The sequence below is a fragment of the Mesorhizobium sp. B2-1-8 genome (genome assembly GCF_006442545.2).
Lineage (GTDB): Bacteria > Pseudomonadota > Alphaproteobacteria > Rhizobiales > Rhizobiaceae > Mesorhizobium.
Genome location: NZ_CP083952.1, coordinates 1,941,606 through 1,958,140, shown reverse-complemented (window position 1 = coordinate 1,958,140; position 16,535 = coordinate 1,941,606). Strand labels below are relative to the sequence as shown.

The 16,535-nt window shown below is 64.4% G+C and carries 15 protein-coding genes; 9 read left to right on the top strand and 6 right to left on the bottom strand.

What is annotated here, in order from left to right; translation table 11 throughout:
• Position 1: 1 nt before the first annotated feature.
• Entirely contained in the window at positions 2 to 688 is a 687-nt protein-coding gene (locus FJ970_RS09610; RefSeq protein ID WP_140755994.1) for a GNAT family N-acetyltransferase, read from the bottom strand.
• Positions 689 to 771: 83 nt separating this feature from the next.
• On the opposite strand from FJ970_RS09610, the gene FJ970_RS09605 reads away from it, so the two are divergent.
• Together FJ970_RS09605 and FJ970_RS09600 are read left to right on the top strand one after the other, a co-directional pair.
• Positions 772 to 1,956: a pyridoxal phosphate-dependent aminotransferase gene (locus tag FJ970_RS09605; RefSeq protein WP_140755996.1), complete on the top strand. Its 1,185-nt coding sequence runs from the start codon at positions 772 to 774 to the stop codon at positions 1,954 to 1,956.
• 203 nt (positions 1,957 to 2,159) lie between these two features.
• Positions 2,160 to 2,507, top strand: a complete 348-nt coding sequence (locus FJ970_RS09600) for an SHOCT domain-containing protein (protein WP_140755998.1) — start codon at positions 2,160 to 2,162, stop codon at positions 2,505 to 2,507.
• A gap of 124 nt (positions 2,508 to 2,631) precedes the next feature.
• Here the strand turns inward: FJ970_RS09600 and FJ970_RS09595 are convergent, their stop codons facing one another.
• From FJ970_RS09595 to FJ970_RS09585, 3 genes are all read right to left on the bottom strand, one after another.
• On the bottom strand, positions 2,632 to 3,387 hold the full coding sequence (locus tag FJ970_RS09595; RefSeq protein ID WP_140755999.1) for an SDR family oxidoreductase: 756 nt from the start codon (positions 3,385 to 3,387) through the stop codon (positions 2,632 to 2,634).
• 302 nt (positions 3,388 to 3,689) lie between these two features.
• Positions 3,690 to 4,427: a tellurite resistance TerB family protein gene (locus tag FJ970_RS09590; protein ID WP_140756001.1), complete on the bottom strand. Its 738-nt coding sequence runs from the start codon at positions 4,425 to 4,427 to the stop codon at positions 3,690 to 3,692.
• A gap of 118 nt (positions 4,428 to 4,545) precedes the next feature.
• Positions 4,546 to 5,478 carry a rhodanese-related sulfurtransferase gene (locus tag FJ970_RS09585; protein ID WP_140756003.1) on the bottom strand — a complete coding sequence of 311 codons (933 nt, stop codon included), beginning with the start codon at positions 5,476 to 5,478 and terminating at the stop codon, positions 4,546 to 4,548.
• A gap of 199 nt (positions 5,479 to 5,677) precedes the next feature.
• Between FJ970_RS09585 and FJ970_RS09580 the strand changes: the two genes are divergently transcribed.
• Positions 5,678 to 6,316: a 2-dehydro-3-deoxy-phosphogluconate aldolase gene (locus FJ970_RS09580; protein WP_140756005.1), complete on the top strand. Its 639-nt coding sequence runs from the start codon at positions 5,678 to 5,680 to the stop codon at positions 6,314 to 6,316.
• A 112-nt stretch (positions 6,317 to 6,428) separates the two neighbouring features.
• Here the strand turns inward: FJ970_RS09580 and FJ970_RS09575 are convergent, their stop codons facing one another.
• Both FJ970_RS09575 and FJ970_RS09570 read right to left on the bottom strand, forming a co-directional pair.
• Positions 6,429 to 8,240, bottom strand: a complete 1,812-nt coding sequence (locus FJ970_RS09575; RefSeq protein WP_227792063.1) for a DUF882 domain-containing protein — start codon at positions 8,238 to 8,240, stop codon at positions 6,429 to 6,431.
• Between the two features lie 409 nt (positions 8,241 to 8,649).
• Positions 8,650 to 10,185, bottom strand: a complete 1,536-nt coding sequence (locus tag FJ970_RS09570; RefSeq protein ID WP_140756009.1) for a sigma-54-dependent transcriptional regulator — start codon at positions 10,183 to 10,185, stop codon at positions 8,650 to 8,652.
• A gap of 213 nt (positions 10,186 to 10,398) precedes the next feature.
• Between FJ970_RS09570 and FJ970_RS09565 the strand changes: the two genes are divergently transcribed.
• From FJ970_RS09565 to FJ970_RS09540, 6 genes are all read left to right on the top strand, one after another.
• Positions 10,399 to 12,237, top strand: coding sequence for a M3 family oligoendopeptidase (locus FJ970_RS09565; RefSeq protein ID WP_181178326.1), 1,839 nt, complete (start codon positions 10,399 to 10,401; stop codon positions 12,235 to 12,237).
• A gap of 357 nt (positions 12,238 to 12,594) precedes the next feature.
• Positions 12,595 to 13,314: a proton-conducting membrane transporter gene (locus FJ970_RS09560; protein ID WP_140756011.1), complete on the top strand. Its 720-nt coding sequence runs from the start codon at positions 12,595 to 12,597 to the stop codon at positions 13,312 to 13,314.
• Between the two features lie 162 nt (positions 13,315 to 13,476).
• On the top strand, positions 13,477 to 14,631 hold the full coding sequence (locus FJ970_RS09555; RefSeq protein WP_415752040.1) for an aminodeoxychorismate synthase component I: 1,155 nt from the start codon (positions 13,477 to 13,479) through the stop codon (positions 14,629 to 14,631).
• Positions 14,580 to 15,242: an aminotransferase class IV family protein gene (locus tag FJ970_RS09550; protein WP_140756015.1), complete on the top strand. Its 663-nt coding sequence runs from the start codon at positions 14,580 to 14,582 to the stop codon at positions 15,240 to 15,242. The genes FJ970_RS09555 and FJ970_RS09550 overlap by 52 nt, the downstream gene beginning before the upstream one ends.
• A gap of 19 nt (positions 15,243 to 15,261) precedes the next feature.
• Positions 15,262 to 15,549 (top strand): YciI family protein, encoded by a 288-nt coding sequence (locus FJ970_RS09545; RefSeq protein WP_140756017.1) that lies wholly within the window; start codon positions 15,262 to 15,264, stop codon positions 15,547 to 15,549.
• Positions 15,546 to 16,478, top strand: a complete 933-nt coding sequence (locus FJ970_RS09540) for a heme-dependent oxidative N-demethylase family protein (protein WP_140756019.1) — start codon at positions 15,546 to 15,548, stop codon at positions 16,476 to 16,478. The genes FJ970_RS09545 and FJ970_RS09540 overlap by 4 nt, the downstream gene beginning before the upstream one ends.
• Positions 16,479 to 16,535 lie beyond the last annotated feature (57 nt).

The following is a 16,535-nucleotide window of genomic DNA, read 5'->3' as shown; positions in this document are numbered from 1 at the left end:
GTTACGCGCCGAATTCCGCGCGAAAATCCTCCAGGCGGCGTTTTTGCTGGCCATCGGCGTCGAAGTTGGCCGGATCGAGCCATGCTTCATAGGCCTTGCGCAGAGCCGGCCATTCCTTGTCGATGATCGAATACCACGCGGTGTCGCGGTTTTCACCCTTGACGATGAGATGCTGGCGGAAAATGCCCTCGAACTTGAAGCCGAACCGTTCCGCCGCGCGCTTCGACGGCTCGTTGCGGTTGTTGCACTTCCACTCGTAGCGGCGATAGCCGAGTTCGTCGAAGATGTATTTCATGAACAGGAACTGCGCTTCCGTCGCCGCCGGCTTGCGCGAAATGAGCGGTCCCCAGTAGATGTTGCCGATCTCGATGACGCCATAGGCCGGATCGATGCGCATCAGCGTCTGGCGTCCCGCTATCTTGCCGCCGGCCTTGTCGATGACCGCGAAGAACAGTGGATCCTCGCTCGCCTCCACCTTGTCCAGCCAGGGCTGGAAGGCGGTGCGGGTTTCCGGCGGATAATCGGGCAGCCAGGCGAAGCGGCCGTCGACATCGGCTACGGACGACGCTTCATAGAGGCCGTCGCCATGTGTTGCGGCACTCAGCGGCTCGAGCCTGACATAGCGGCCCTCCAGCACCTTGCGCTCGGGCCGCGGGCGCGGCTGCCAATTTTCAAGATTTTCCGACACCAGAAACTCCAATCCGTTTGACTTTTGCGAGCGGACGCTCACAAAAACGCTGCCGCAGAGTAAGAACCACAGGGACGGGAAAAATGCTCCACACGATTTCGGCCTTCGACCGTCTCGGCGAGGAAAACGCCTTTGCCGTGCTGGCGCGAGCAACGGCACTTGCCCAACAGGGCCGCGACATCGTCAATCTCGGCATCGGCCAACCCGACTTCAAGACGCCGCAGCACATCGTCGAGGCGGCGATCAAGGCGCTGCGTGACGGCCATCATGGCTACACGCCGGCCAACGGCCTTCTGGCAACGCGCGAGGCGGTGGTGCGGCGCACGCTGACCACCACCGGCGTCGAGGTCTCGCCCGAGGCGGTGATGATCATGCCCGGCGGCAAGCCGACCATGTTCGCCGCCATCCTGATGTTTGGCGAACCCGGCGCGGAGATCCTCTATCCCGACCCCGGCTTTCCCATCTACCGCTCGATGATCGAATTCACCGGTGCAACCCCCATTCCCGTGCCGATGCGCGAGGAGAACGGCTTCGCCTTCTCGGCGCAAGAGACGCTGGCGCTGATCACGCCGAAGACCAGACTCCTGATCCTCAACTCGCCGGCCAACCCGACCGGCGGCGTCACGCCCCGGGCCGAGATCGAAAAACTGGTCAAGGGGCTGGAGAAGCACCCCGACGTCGCCATCCTCTCCGACGAGATCTACGACGTCATGACCTATGACGGCGAGACGCATTGCTCGCTGCTCGGCTTTCCCGAGATCCGCGACCGGCTGATCGTACTCAATGGCTGGTCGAAGACCTGGGCAATGACCGGCTGGCGCATGGGCTGGTCGATCTGGCCGAACGGCGACAAGGGCGCCCATCTCTACGACAAGGTGCGCAAGCTGGCGGTCAATTGCTGGTCCTGCGTCAACGCGCCGAGCCAGTTCGCCGGCATCGCTGCGATCGACGGCCCGCAGGACGACGTCGACAAGATGATGCGCGCCTTCGACAACCGCCGGAAGATCGTGGTCGAAGGCCTGAACGCCCTGCCAAACGTCTCCTGCATCACGCCCAAGGGCGCCTTCTATGCCTTCCCCAATGTATCGAAGACCGGCTGGAAGGCCAAGAAGCTCGCCTCGGCCCTGCTCGACGAGGCCGGCGTGGCGCTGATCGGCGGCCCCGATTTCGGCATTCTCGGCGAAGGCTATATCAGGCTCTCCTACGCCAATTCCGAGGAGAACATCCTGCGCGCGCTGGAGCGGATCGGAGCGTTCCTGACAAAGTGAGCTCGAGCGACGCGCTCCAAGCCTTGTTGTTATCAAGCGCGTCTTCGCGACGGTCCAGTCGCAGTCTCGGCGTCGCAAGCATCGCCGCCGCATGATGACCCGGAGCAAAAAAGCAGGCGTTTGATCCAGCGCAAAATGCCGGGCTGCCTGACGTGTAGGATGACAATCGTCAGCGATAGGACAATCCCATGCGGAAAGCTTTGATGAAGTCACCTACGGCAATCAGCGCGATCCTGGCCCTTGCGCCCGGCGCTGCATGGGCACAGGCACTGCCGGATGCCGACAGGTATGCCTATGGTCCCCGCATGATGTGGTGGGGCGGAGGTTGGGCGATGATTTTCGGTCCGTTGTTCATGATCCTCTTTTTCGTCGTGTTGGTGGCTGCTGCCGTTCTGCCTCTCACTCGCTGGCTGGGCGGGGCGGTTGTAATGCCACCTCATCACCACGCGCTGCCGGGTCGCACGCCTGTTGACATTCTCAAGGAGCGCTTCGCGCGCGGCGAAATCGACAAGAACGAGTTCGAGGGGCGACGGCGAGTGCTCGGCGATTGATGCACATCGCCCAAAGTGGGCAGCGGCTTCGGCGAATGCATCGAGACAAAAACCTGAAGCGCGTCGTCTGAACCCGTCTCAGCGCGACATGCGGTAGGTGCTTCGCTCGACCAATGCTTGGCGGCTATCCGCGGCCGACAAACGGCATCTTCGTCGCCATCACGGTCATGAACAGCACATTGGCGTCGAGCGGCAAGCTCGCCATGTGAAGCACCGCGTCGGCAACGCGCTGGACATCCATCACCGCTTCGGCGGCGATCGAGCCATTGGCCTGCGGCACGCCTACCGTCATCGGCTGCGCCATCTCGGTCAGCGCATTGCCGATGTCGATCTGGCCGCAAGCGATGTCGAAGGGACGGCCGTCGAGCGCCAGCGTCTTGGTGAGACCGGTGATGGCGTGCTTGGTCGCCGTATAGGGCACGGAGCCCGGACGCGGCGCATAGGCCGACACCGAGCCGTTGTTGATGATGCGGCCGCCCATCGGCTTCTGCTTGCGCATGGCGCCGAAGGCAGCGCGCGCGCACAGGAACGAACCGGTAAGATTGACGCCGACAATATCGTTCCACACCTCGACCGGGATCTCGTCGATCGGCGTCGACTTGTAGCCCATGCCGGCATTGTTGAAGAGCAGGTCGACGCGGCCGAACGCCTCCGCCACAGTCTCGAACAGATCGTCGACCTCGCCGGCCTTGCTGATGTCGCAGGCAACCGCCAATGCCCCGGCCTCGGTCGGGCCGATCTTGGCGATCGCGGCATCCAGCACCGGCTTGCGGCGCCCGCAGAACACCGTGTTCCAGCCCGCCTTGAGCAATGCCGTGGCGACGCTCTTGCCGATCCCGGTGCCGGCGCCGGTGACGATGGCGGTTTTTTGCTCGGTCATGGCAGTTGTCCTCCGGCAGCGCTGTGCGTGCTCGCCCGATCCACAAGTTTGGTTCGAGTGGAGAAGGCATCGCAAATGATGGCAGCGATGGCAAGCGCGGCCACCGGGGCATGCCCTCGAAAAGTGAAACGCGTTTCTTGGGAGAGAACCCGGCGAGCACCGACAAAAAGGGCGGTCATTGGCGACCGCCCTGATCTGAACCGGGCTTGGGAGGAGGAAAAGCCGATCCGACTGTGTAGAATCATGCGCTTCCTGAGTTAACGAAAGGTAAACGCCTCCGGGGCCCTCTGTGCCAATCCGGGTTACCAGCGCGGATTGAGTGAAGTACCCTTGGCGGTGGGCACTTTCGCCGCCGAAACCGTTGCCTCGACATGGTCGATCAGGGCATCCGGCAGGCCAAGCCGCCCGGCAAGCAGGTCGAGGTAACCGCGCTCGGCACGCGTATCGGGGTCGATGGTGAGGCGCGACGCCGTATAAAGCTCGAGCTTCTGCGCATCGGTCCTGGCGCCGGCCACCAGCGTGTCGAGGTCGAGCGGGCTCTCCAGCTCCGCCATCAGGAATTTTTCAGCATCGGTGCCGATCCCGGCGAGGCTGAGCTTGCCGGCGATCTTCTGGCGTTCCTCGTCGTCGACATGGCCGTCGGCCTTGGCCGCCGAGATCATCGCCCGCACCAGGGTTAGCGTGAACTCATCCTCGCCTTGCGGCGCCTGCGACGGGTGGAAGGCAGTGTCCTTGGGTGGCGGCAGCAATTCCGGCTCGCCGGCGGCGGGCGCCTGTTCCGGTGCGTTGCCGGCCTTGTAGTTCTGGTAGGCCTTGTAGGCGAGGCCACCGATGGCGGCCAACCCGCCGAGCTTCACCGCGGCACCCGTCACCTGCCGGCCGGCACCGGTCCCAAGCAGCACGGCCGCCAGCGCACCGGCGGCCAGCGGATTGTCCCTGGCCATCTGCACCGCCTGGCCGGCCTTGTCGCGGACCGTGCCGCTGGTGCCGGGAACTTGCGAGCCGAGCAGATCGTCGAGAAGCTTCTTGGGATCGAACATCAATGCCTCCAGGATTTGCCCGCCCGAACGGGCAGGTTTCGAACGCCGAAGACGTAGGTCCCGAAGCTTGACATTGCAATGACAGGCGGCCCCGGTTTGCCCGGCCCCGGCGCCTCGATCAGGATCCGATATGCGGTCCCCTGCCCCGGGCTTGCGCGAGCTCGACCTGCCGCTGGCGCTCTGCGTAGCGCTTGCGGTCCTCATCCGAGCGGGCGTCGAAGCAATGCGGGCACGAAACCCCGGCGGCATATTTCGGCGACATCAGGTCGCTCTCCGTCAGCGGATGGCGGCACGCGCGGCACAATTCCGCTGCGCCCTCCGCGAGGCCTTGCGACACCGAAACCCGCTCGTCGAAGACGAAGCATTCGCCTTGCCAGAGGCTCTGTTCGGATGGAACCTCCTCGAGGTATTTGAGAATGCCGCCCCTGAGGTGGAACACGTCCTCGAAGCCGAGCGACTTCACATAGGCGGTCGCCTTTTCGCAGCGTATGCCGCCGGTGCAGAACATCGCCACCTTGCGGCCTTCGAGATCCGCCCGATGCGCTTCCACCCAGGCCGGGAACTCGCGAAAGCTCGCCGTCGCCGGATCGACGGCGCCCTTGAAGGTGCCGATCGAGACCTCATAGGCGTTGCGCGTATCGATGACGATCGTGTCGGGTTGCGAGATCAGCGCATTCCAGTCGCCCGGTTCGACATAGGTGCCCGCGCTTGCCGCCGGGTCGATAGTCTCGACGCCCATGGTGACGATCTCGCGCTTCAGCCGCACCTTCATGCGGTGGAACGGCATGGCCGCGGCACTGCTGTACTTGACCTCGAGGCCCGCCAGGCCGTCGATGGCTTGGATATGTTCGATCAGCGCGGCGATCGCTTCCTCGCTGCCGGCTACGGTTCCGTTGATGCCCTCGTGAGCCAGGAGCAGCGTACCCTTGATGCCGCGGCCGCAGCAGAAGGCTGCAAGCGGCGCGCGCAACGCCTCGAAGGCGTCGAGCCGGGCAAAACGGTAGAGCGCGGCGACGCGAACTGGCTGGGATGGCGCGGGCGGTGTTGTCATTGCCTGAGCAACTAGACGCTCGTGGAAGCCGATTCAAGGCGAAACGGGTCGGGCTGCCTGTCATGGCCTTGTCGAGAAAGAACCTTTAAGCTTGATGGCAGCGCGTGACATCGCGCCGCGACCGGTTTCGTGGACAGGGCAATACCCGTCTGCTAATCGGTTGAAATTCCCTTCGATGCGGCCTGACAAGGAGAGACAGATGCCCAGCAAGACCGAGAAACTCCTGTCGCTCCTCAATGGCCAGCCAGTCATTCCGGTGTTGAAGATCGCCAACGTCGCCGATGCGGTGCCGCTGGCCCGTGCTCTGGCGCGCGGCGGCTTGCCTGCGATCGAGATTACGCTCAGGACCGCGGATGCGCTCGAAGCGATCCGTCGTGTGGCGGGCGAGGTCGAGGAGGCCATCGTCGGCGCCGGCACCATTCTTGACAGCAAGCAGTTCGACGAGGCAGCCGGCGCCGGTTCGCGCTTCATCGTCAGCCCCGGCATCACCCGCGAGCTTCTGGCTGCCGCCGCCGACAGCGAGGTTCCGTTGCTGCCCGGCGCCATCACGCCCGGCGAGATCATGGCCGCGCGCGAAGCCGGCCTGCGCTTCCTGAAATTCTTCCCGGCCGAACAGTCCGGCGGCATCGCTTCGCTCAAGGCTTTTGCCTCGCCACTGGCGGACGTCAAGTTCTGCCCGACCGGCGGCATCACCGGCAAGAACGCGGCCGATTATCTCGGCCTGTCCAATGTCGTCTGCGTCGGCGGCTCGTGGGTGGCGCCCGACGACATGGTCAAGGCCGGCAAGTGGGACGAGATCGAAGCGCTCGCACGCGCCGCGAGCAAACTCGCGAAATGAAATAACCTTTCGCGGCCGATGCTACCGCCAGTGCCGCACGCGTCGCACCTCTGGACAGCAAAAAGCCGCGCGGGTCGCCCGGCGCGGCTTCAGCAATATTGTGGTCTGTTCGTTACTTCGTCTGGAAGCGGGCGACCGACAGGAACTTGACGGCATTGCCGGTGAAGCGGCTGGCGTCGGCCATCTGGTTGCTCGGCTGGAAGCCGGCCGTATAGACCTCGCTCGGCGGCGTATGCACGATGTTGTAGGCGTAGCCCGGCGCGGTCGTCGCGCTCGAAACGGTAGCGACGTTCTCGCCGCTGGTCAGTGCCCAGCGGGCGGCCTGCGGCGCCGCGGCAACCACCACGGCCCTGGGGCCGGGTTTCTGATCGCGGGCGGTGGCCCTGGCCTCCTTGCGGGTCGTCTTCACGCCGGCGCCGATCGCGGCGACCGGATCGGAACCGGCAGGACGGGCGGCAACAGCTTGGCGCGGCGACGCCGCATCGACACCCGACGGATCGTTGAAGGCCGAACGCGGCTCTTCGGACAACGAAGCCACCTGATATTCGGCGGCGGTGCCGACCTGGGCATTGGCTTCGTCGAGCACGGCCTTGACGGCGTCGGGCCTGGTTGGCTCTGGACGCGCTGTCGGCAGCACGGAGAACGCATCCGTCGCGGTCTTGTCCTGGTCAGCCGTTTCGGCCAGCGCCATCAGCACATCCTTGCTGGGCGGCGGGGCGAGGTCCGCTGGCAGCGAGTGCTCGGGGCGCCATGTCGGCAGGGGAATGTTGTTGACGGCAACCTGCGCCTGATCGGCGGCGGCGGCTTGCGCGATGGCTGCCGGATCGGACTTGCCGAAAGGCATGTTCGCCGGTGCCTGCGCGGTCGCCACCGCCTGTTCGGTGGTGGCCGTCGCATCCGCCATGGCGAAGGGAACATTCTCAGGCTGTGCGCCGACATCGGCCTTCGGCCGCGGCGCGAAATCGGGCAGCGGGATTTCCTTGGCCGGCAGCGCCGCGATGATCGTCTCCGGCGTGTTCTTCTCCGGCTCTGGGGCTTGCTCGTCGGCAACCTGAGGAATGTCGGCGCGCTGGGCATTCTCCGGGGCCACGATGGCGATACCAGGCAGGTTGCTGCTCTTCGCGGTCGCGGCCGGCTTCAGATTTCTAGCCTTGGGCGCAGGTGCGGCCGAAGCGGTTTCCACGTCGGCGCTGTCGTCGGCCTCGTCGGCGCCACCGCCGCCGAACAAGGCAGAGAGGAACCCGCCGGATTTCTTGCCGCTGCCGCCGGCGCTGGCCATTTCGATATTCGGAGTGCCGGAACCCTTGCGCGATTGATAGGAGGCCAGCGCCTGTTCATAGCCGGGCAGCGGCCGGCCGTCGCTCGGCACATGCAGCGTCTTGCCATTGGGGAACAGGCTGACCAGTTCCTGGCGGCTGATGCCGGGCCAATGGCGCACATTGCCGACATCCATGTGGACGAATGGCGAACCGGAGGTCGGATAATAGCCGACGCCACCGCCCTGCATCTTGAGGCCGATATTGCGCAGCTTCTTCAGCGGCACGCCGGGAATATAGAAATCCATCGCCTTGCCAAGCATATGCTGGCTCTTCTCGGCGACGCCGCGGCTGCGGCTGCGCAGCATCGAATTGGTCGATGGCGAACGATAGCCGCAGACGACCTGGATATAGTCGGTTGAGCCGCTTTCGCGATACGCTTCCCAGACCAGATCCAGCAGACGCGGGTCCATCTTGGTCGGCTCGTTGCGGCGCCAGTCGCGCAGGATGATGTTGATCTTCCTCAGGCCCTCGGGAACGTAGCGGCCATTGCGCTTGTAGACGATCTCCGCCTTCTCGTGCGTGTGGAGGTGGTAGAGCTTCAGCGAACGAACTTCGGCCTGGGCGCCCGAGGCGGCCGCGGCGACAAAACCAAACGCGACAATCACCGCCGCCAACCATCTCGGCCAGACGCTCAAATGATAGTGCCGCCCGTTTGTGAGTCGTTCGATTCTGTTCAAATCAAAAGGCCTTGCAGGCTGCCGTTTGTCCCCGGATTTGCCCAAACGGACGTGTCGTTATCACATCCGAATATCGATCCTAATGGTTAATCATCGCTTATTGAAGCCGAAATGCGGTAACACGGTGGCGATATCCCGTCAAAAATTATCCGCAAGGTTTCTTGGTAAACCGCTGGTTTAGATCATGTTTTCCGGCTTTGGCCGAACACGATCTGTTACCGTTAGCCTTAATGCGTGAACACTGCCCCATCGAGCGCCGCCTCCGGCCCGCCATAGTCCGGGGAGGCGCTCTGTCAGCTGATATAGTGACGAGGGAAACTGGTCCCGGCCTTGCGGCTCAGGAAGCAAGCCTGTCGACGCGGCCGGTTTCCGGGTCGATGCCGTATTCCTTGAGCTTGCGGTAGAGCGTCGAGCGACCGATGCCGAGCCGGCGGGCGACCTCGCTCATTTGGCCATTGTAGTGATCGATGGCGAGCTTGATCATTTCGAGTTCGACATCGGCCAGCGCACGCACATTGCCGCGCTCGTCGAGTGCCCGCAGCATGCCGAAGCGGGGCTGCGCCCCGGCCGGCTGCTCGCGCACGGGAACGGTCTCGTCGGACACGACGTCCTCATCGCGCGGCGCCAGCGGCGGCGCGGCGCCGCCTGCTTCGAACGTGTCGTCCGCGTCAAGATTGACGGTGCCTTCCACCTGCGCCCGGATCTGCGGAAAATCGTCGGCGGTCAGCACATCGCCTTCGCACAGCACCGAGGCGCGGAAGACGGCGTTTTCGAGCTGCCGGATGTTTCCGGGCCAGTCATAGGCCTGCAGCACCGCGAGCGCCGCCGCCGAAATGCCCTTCAGCCGATGGCGCGGGTCGGCCGGCGCCACCTTTTCCATGAAATGCGTGACCAGATGGGGAATGTCGTCGCGGCGATCGCGCAGCGGCGGCACAAAGATCGGGTAGACGTTCAGCCGGTAGAACAGATCCTCGCGGAACTTGCCGTCCTTGACCTGCTGCAGGAGGTTGCGATGCGTCGCCGAAATCAGCCGGATGTCGACCTTGACGGTCGAGCGGCCGCCCACGGGATCGACCTCGCCCTCCTGGACGGCGCGCAACAGCTTGACCTGCACGTCGAGCGGCAGGTCGCCGATCTCGTCGAGGAACAGCGTGCCGGAATGCGCCTCGACGAATTTGCCGGTGTGCTTGTCAGTGGCGCCGGTGAACGACCCTTTCTCGTGGCCGAACAGGATGGACTCCACCAGATTGTCGGGGATGGCGCCACAATTGACCGTGACGAACGGTTTCGAGCGACGGTCGCCGCTTCCTTGGATGGCACGCGCCACCAGTTCCTTGCCGACGCCGGATTCGCCCTCGATCAGGATCGGGATATTGGAGGCCGCCGCTTTCTGGCCGAGGCGTATCACCCTGTCCATGGCCGGACTGTGGGTGATCATGTCCCTAAAGGTCAGCAGCCCGCCGCGTTTGCGCGACGTGCGCTTGACCTCACCCTCGACGGCCTCGACCTTGAGCGCATTGGAAATCGAGGCCTGCAGCCTGTCGGGCGAGGCCGGCTTGACGACGAAATCGAAAGCACCGTGGCGCATCGCCGAAACCACGGTTTCGATACCGCCCTGGGCGGTCTGCACGATGACCGGCACGCTGATGTCGCGCTCGCGCATCGCCTTCAGCACGCCGATGCCGTCGAGACCGGGCATGACCAGGTCGAGAATCACAACCGAGACGTCGCGGGCGCCACGCCCGTCGAGAACTTCGAGGCCGGCAGCACCGCCATCGGCGACGATCGCGGTATGGCCGAACCGCGTCACCGCCGCCTCGAGCAGCCGGCGCTGCACGGGATCGTCATCGACTATGAGTATGGAACCTGTCATGACTGTCTTGGTTTGCCCGCGCCCGAAATCCCCATGGATCATCTTGGCACAGGGTTCTAAATAAGGTTTCAAAAAACCCGGTGAACGAATTCCTTAGGATTTGACCGGCTTCTCCATTCCCTTGATCCTGGCTTCCCAATTGCGGCCACTTGATTCAAAGCCGGCCACTCGATTCAAAAAGCCGGTTTCTTGATCCAAAAAGAAGGTATGTCGATGCGCATGATGTTTGATCGGCGGATTGCGGCGCCAGCGTCCGGTCAGGGCGCGGCCGGGCTTGGCGATCTGCCGGAATGGAACCTCGCCGACCTTTATGCCGGCATGGACGCGCCGGAACTGAAGCGCGACATTGCCAAAGCGGCTGCCGACGCCATCGCATTCGAGGCCCGCTGGAAAGGCACGCTCGCCGCCGAGGCCGGGCGCGGCAGTGCCGGCAGGCTGGGCGGGGCCCTTGCCGCCTACGAGGCGCTCGAGGAACTGATCGGCCGCATCGTCTCCTATGCCGGCCTCGTCTATGCCGGCAACACCGCCGATCCGCAGCGCGCCAAGCTCTATGGCGACGTCCAGGAGAAGATGACCGACGCCAGCGCGCATCTCCTGTTCTTCGCGCTCGAACTGAACCTGATCGAGGATGCGGCGATCGAAGGCGCGCTGGCCGGCGACCCCGCCTTCGGGCATTACCGCCCGTGGGTGCTCGATCTGCGCATGGACAAGCCTTATCAGCTCGAGGACCGCGTCGAGCAGCTTTTCCACGAAAAGTCGATCACCGGGCGCGGCGCCTGGAACCGCTTGTTCGACGAGACGATGACCGATCTTCGCTTCGATATCGATGGCGAGGAACTGACGCTGGAGCCGGCCCTCAACCGCCTTCAGGATGCCGATGGCGAGGTCCGCCGGCGTGCCTCGGAGGCGCTGGCCACGACCTTCCGCAAGAATTTGCGCACCTTCACGCTGATCACCAACACGCTGGCCAAGGATAAGGAAATTTCGGACCGCTGGCGCGGCTTCGAGGACATTGCCGATTCACGCCACCTCGCCAACCGCCTCGAGCGCGGCGTGGTCGATGCGCTCGCCACCGCGGTGCGCGAGGCCTATCCGCGCTTGTCGCACCGCTACTACGCCATGAAGGCGCGCTGGCTCGGCATGGAGGTGATGAACCACTGGGACCGCAACGCGCCCTTGCCGGAGACGCCGCAGGCGGTGATCGGCTGGGACGAGGCCAGGAACACCGTGCTGTCGGCCTATCACCGCTTCTCGCCTGAGATGGCCGAGATCGCGCGCACCTTCTTCGACCGCAACTGGATCGACGCGCCGGTGCGCCCAGGCAAGTCGCCGGGTGCCTTTGCCCACCCGACCGTACCATCGGTTCATCCCTATGTGCTGCTCAACTACATGGGCAAGCCGCGCGACGTGATGACGCTGGCGCATGAACTCGGGCACGGCGTGCATCAGGTGCTGGCCGCCGGCCAGGGCGCACTGATGGCCCCGACGCCGCTGACGCTGGCGGAGACGGCATCCGTCTTCGGCGAAATGCTGACCTTCCGTTCGCTGCTCGAGCGGACCACCGACCGGCGCGAGCGCAAAGCCATGCTCGCCCAGAAGGTCGAGGACATGATCAACACGGTGGTGCGCCAGATCGCCTTCTATGAATTCGAGCGCAAGGTTCATGCCGAGCGCCGCAACGGCGAACTGACCTCCGACAGGCTCGGCCAGTTCTGGCTGGAAGTGCAGGCCGAAAGCCTCGGACCGGCGATCAAGTTGCGCGAGGGCTACGAGGTGTTCTGGACCTACATCCCTCATTTCATCCACTCGCCCTTCTACGTCTATGCCTATGCGTTCGGCGACTGCCTGGTGAACTCGCTCTATGCGGTCTACCAGAATGCCGAGCGCGGCTTTCAGGACAAATATTTCGAGATGCTGCGTGCCGGTGGCACCAAGCATCATTCGCAGCTTCTGGCGCCTTTCGGCCTCGACGCCACCGACCCTGCCTTCTGGCAGATCGGGCTCGGCGTGATCGGCGGCCTGATCGACGAATTGGAAACGCTGGACGATTGAGACGCCTCTCGCCCGGCAAGAACAGTTTAGCCCGAATGCATGTATGGACCGTGCTATTCTTGCCCTAAATATTTGTTCTTGAAGAACTCTGCACGGACGTTTTCCCATAGCTTTCGGCAAGCTCTATGGTAGCTTTCCCTTCAAGCTCAGCCGGAGCGCATGCGGATCGGCGAGGGAAAGTCCCGGCCGGCCGTGCGTTCAGGCGAACGCGACAACGGCCGTTGGCCATGGGCAGGCAAAGCCGATCGCCGACAGCTCGAACCGAAGCCGGCTGTTTCGCGAATCCGCGGAACCATCGAGTAGTCCATCGCCGAAGGTCATGACCCCGCGGCAGACGGATCTGACTGGAGAGAGATAATGGGCACTTTTTTCTACATGCTGCTGGCGTTCCTGGTAGGCGTGTTGGTTGGCTGGTTCATCTGGGGGCGTTTGCGCGGTGAGCTCGACGGTCTTCGAGGCGACCTCGATCGCACCCGCGGCGAGCGCGACAAGCTGCGCGCCGACAGTGATCGCCTGACCGGCGAACTCAATGCATGCGGCAAGACCCGCTCCGACCTCGAGCGCCAGTTGCGTGAGGCGCAGGCCTCGTCGGGCGCCGGCGGAGCAAAGGCGTCAAGTCCGGCACCGGCAGCCCTGATGTCGACGCCTGCCGCTGCCGAATCCACTCCGGCTGCAGCCAAGCCGGCTGCGGCGAAGGCCGCCCCGGCAAAGGCGGCGCCGAAGCCCGCGGCGGCCAAAACTCCAGCGAAGACCTCGGCCGCTCCCAAGACAGCGCCCGCCGCCAGGAAGGCCGCAACGGCAGCAGCCAAACCGGCGTCGGGCAAGCCCGACAATCTGCGCCGGCTGATTGGCATCGGCCCCGTCAACGAAAAGCTGCTCAAGGCGCAAGGCGTCACCACCTTCGCCCAGATCGCGGCCTGGACATCAACCGACATCAAGCGGATCGAGGATGTGATGAACTTCGACGGCCGCATCGCGCGCGAACGCTGGATCGAGCAGGCCAAGCTGCTCGCCGCCGGCAACGAGGCCGAATTCGCCAAGCAGTTTCCGACGGCCGGAACCGCCAGCAACACCTGAACGATGGCACAGAGACCTTGTGAGCGGCGGCGGCCTTGGCGCCGCCGCTTCTCTTTTGCCGGCAAGGTTGGATCCGGCCAAGGTCGGCTTTGAGGGACAGGGTGCCGTTCTCTCGATTGCGCGCGCCCGGTCCCCCATATAGAGCGATCGTCGGCTACATCGATCCCGGTTCCCATGTCCCTGCCCGCCGCAATTTTCCGCAACGACGAAAGCGCGCGCCAGCTCGTTTTCGAGCGGCCGGCCGATATCATCGTCGCGCATGAGGCCAAGGACTTCCCGGCCGCGTTGCAAGCGGCGCAAGCCGCGCACGACGCCGGCAAATGGCTGGCCGGCTATTTCTCCTACGAGGCCGGTTACCTGCTCGAGCCGAAACTGGTTCCCCTGCTGCCGGGCCGGCGCCGGGCCCCGCTGGTCTGCCTAGGGGTCTTCGATGCCCCCGATGAAGAGGCGGTGCCGCCGCGAAGCACGCCCACCAACGGCCCGATCTTCGACGCAAGGGCGACGTGGTCGTTCGAGGATTACCAGAAGCGGTTCTCGCGGCTGCACCGGCACATCAGGCGAGGCGATTGCTACCAGGGCAATCTAACTTTTCCGGTGCACGCGCAATGGTCCGGCGATCCGCTCGCCGCCTTCGACGCGCTGACCGAACGCCAGCCGGTGAAATATGGCGCGCTGGTCGCGCTCGGCGACCCGATCGTTCTGTCGCGCTCGCCCGAACTGTTCTTCGAGATCGATGTCGCGGGGATGATCGAAACGCATCCGATGAAGGGTACCGCACCGCGCGGCGCAACCAGGGACGAGGACGAACGGCAGAAGAATTTCCTGCGCAATGACGAGAAGAACCAGGCCGAGAACCGGATGATCGTCGACCTCCTGCGCAACGACATATCGCTGATCAGTGAGGTCGGCACGCTGGAGGTGCCGGAATTGTTCCGCATCGAGACCTACCCGACCGTCCACCAGATGGTGAGCGACGTCAGGGCCAAGCTGCTGCCCGGCCTCGGCATACGCCAGGTTTTCGCGGCGCTGTTTCCCTGCGGCTCGATCACCGGCGCGCCGAAGATCCGTGCCATGGAGATCCTGCATGATCTGGAAGGCACGCCCCGCGACGTCTATTGCGGCGCCATCGGCTGGATCGCACCCGGCGGCACGATGCGCTTTTCCGTCGCGATCCGGACCATCTCGCTCTTTGCCAGCGGCGAGGCCGTCTACAATGTCGGCGGCGGCATCGTCTTCGATTCGGTCGCACAAGAGGAGTATCAGGAGTGTCTGCTCAAAGCCCGCTTCGCGACGGGGACGCCGCCGGTTTCGAGCTGATCGAGACCATGCGCTGGGAACCCGCCTCGGGCTTCCTGCGACTCGATCGCCATCTCGCGCGCCTTTATGGCTCGGCGGCGGAACTGGGGTTCAGCTATGATCCGCAAGAAGTCGGCGAAGCCCTGAGCGGCGCGGTCGATCGATCACCCATCGCCATGCGCACGCGGCTCGCTCTGTCGCGCAACGGCGAGGCCAACGCCTCGGCGCAGCCCTATGAACCCCTTGCCGCCGACAAGGTGTGGGCGCTGCGGCTGGCACGGACGAGGCTCGATTCGAGCGACATGCTGCTGCGCCACAAGACCAGCCGGCGGCAGCTCTACACCCATGCCCGCTCCGAATATCTCATCACCCAGGCCGACGAGGTGCTGCTGGCCAATGAGCGCGGCGAGATCTGCGAAGGCACGATCACCAATGTCTTCGCCGATTTCGGCGATGGCATCCTGGCGACGCCTCGGCTCGATTGCGGCCTGCTGCCTGGCGTATTGCGCGCCGTGCTTCTGGATGAAGGCCGCGCCAATGAAGCGATCTACAGCTTGGATGACCTCAAATCCGCCAAGGCGCTGTTCGTCGGCAATTCGCTGCGCGGGCTGATCCCCGCCAGGCTGTCGTGACCCAAGCCCGGAGAATACAATGTTCGTCGTGTCGCTGAACTACAAGGTGCCGCTCACCGAGATCGACCGCTTGGCGCCAGGCCATATCGAGTGGCTGGAAGCCTGCTACGCCGAAGGCATCTTCGTTGCGTCCGGGCCCAAGCGACCAAGAACCGGCGGCATCATCATCGCACGCTGCCCCCGCGAAGTGCTCGATGCCAGGTTGGCAGCCGATCCTTTCGCCCAGGCGGGCGCCGCCGACTACGACATCACCGAATTCGCGGCGCGGATGACCGCCGCCGGCTTGGGCTCGTTCAAAGAGGCATGAGTTTCCGGCAACCCACCCATACGCCCTATGACGGCTCGTCGAAACTCTTCACCGTCGGTCTGAAGCCGCTGGAATCCGTGAACTGGATCGAGGTGGACGGTCACCTGCTGCCCTATCTCGCCGAGAAGCGCCGGCTCTATGACGAAATCCCCGAGCGCGTCTTCGTCGAGGAGGACGGCACGCGCGCTGCCCAGCAAGAGGTGCTCGACTTGCTCGGCGCTTACCTCCCGGAAAGATTTCCCGACACTCACCGGCGCAGCGATGCGGGCGTTGCGGTCATGGGCGCGACGAGCCATCCGGCAGTCCCGTCCAGCCTCGCCGGCGCTCCCTTGGTCGCGGCCTCGCTGCTGGTCCAGGAAGACCTGATCCTCATGCGCCGGGGCGAAGACGGCTGGCGTCTGGCCGCGGGTTCACTGTGCTTCCCCTCATCCTGGTCGCTCACCGAGAAATTCGGCAAGCCGTTGCAGCAGATCCATCAGCCGGTGCCGGGCTTCGGCCCGGGCACGAGACCGGCCGATCTCATCAACCGGATGTTCGATGGCCTGCAGGGCCAGGCCGTCGAACGTTACAACTGGTCGATCCAGTCAGGCGATGCGCTCTACCACCCGCTGTCCAATGTCGAGCGCATCGACCGCGCCACCAGCCGGCCGACGCGTTTCCCCGACGGTGACGTGAAGGCGCACGCCTTCATCCGCGTCGAGCGTCAAACGCTGCGCAAACTGCCCGCCTCGCGCGATATCCTGTTCACCATCCGCATCCACCTCGACCCGCTCGCCGTGCTGGCGCGGCATCCGGACCGGGCGACGCTGGCTGCGTCCTTCGCTGCCCAGCTCGAAGCGCTCGACATCGCCCAACTCGACTACAAGGGCCTGACGTCGGATCGCGATCGGCTGACCGCTGTCCTTAACCACATGGCCAAAGACGCGTAGTCGCGGGTTGGCGGTTTTCGCTGGTTTATGACAATGATCTGTGATGTAGCGCATGGC

Coding starts and splice junctions, on each gene's coding strand:
- FJ970_RS09605 (WP_140755996.1), top strand. CDS start 772: ATGCTCCACACGATTTCGGCCTTCGACCGTCTCGGCGAGGAAAACGCC.
- FJ970_RS09600 (WP_140755998.1), top strand. CDS start 2,160: ATGAAGTCACCTACGGCAATCAGCGCGATCCTGGCCCTTGCGCCCGGC.
- FJ970_RS09595 (WP_140755999.1), bottom strand. CDS start 3,387: ATGACCGAGCAAAAAACCGCCATCGTCACCGGCGCCGGCACCGGGATC.
- FJ970_RS09590 (WP_140756001.1), bottom strand. CDS start 4,427: ATGTTCGATCCCAAGAAGCTTCTCGACGATCTGCTCGGCTCGCAAGTT.
- FJ970_RS09585 (WP_140756003.1), bottom strand. CDS start 5,478: ATGACAACACCGCCCGCGCCATCCCAGCCAGTTCGCGTCGCCGCGCTC.
- FJ970_RS09580 (WP_140756005.1), top strand. CDS start 5,678: ATGCCCAGCAAGACCGAGAAACTCCTGTCGCTCCTCAATGGCCAGCCA.
- FJ970_RS09570 (WP_140756009.1), bottom strand. CDS start 10,185: ATGACAGGTTCCATACTCATAGTCGATGACGATCCCGTGCAGCGCCGG.
- FJ970_RS09565 (WP_181178326.1), top strand. CDS start 10,399: ATGCGCATGATGTTTGATCGGCGGATTGCGGCGCCAGCGTCCGGTCAG.
- FJ970_RS09560 (WP_140756011.1), top strand. CDS start 12,595: ATGGGCACTTTTTTCTACATGCTGCTGGCGTTCCTGGTAGGCGTGTTG.
- FJ970_RS09545 (WP_140756017.1), top strand. CDS start 15,262: ATGTTCGTCGTGTCGCTGAACTACAAGGTGCCGCTCACCGAGATCGAC.
- FJ970_RS09540 (WP_140756019.1), top strand. CDS start 15,546: ATGAGTTTCCGGCAACCCACCCATACGCCCTATGACGGCTCGTCGAAA.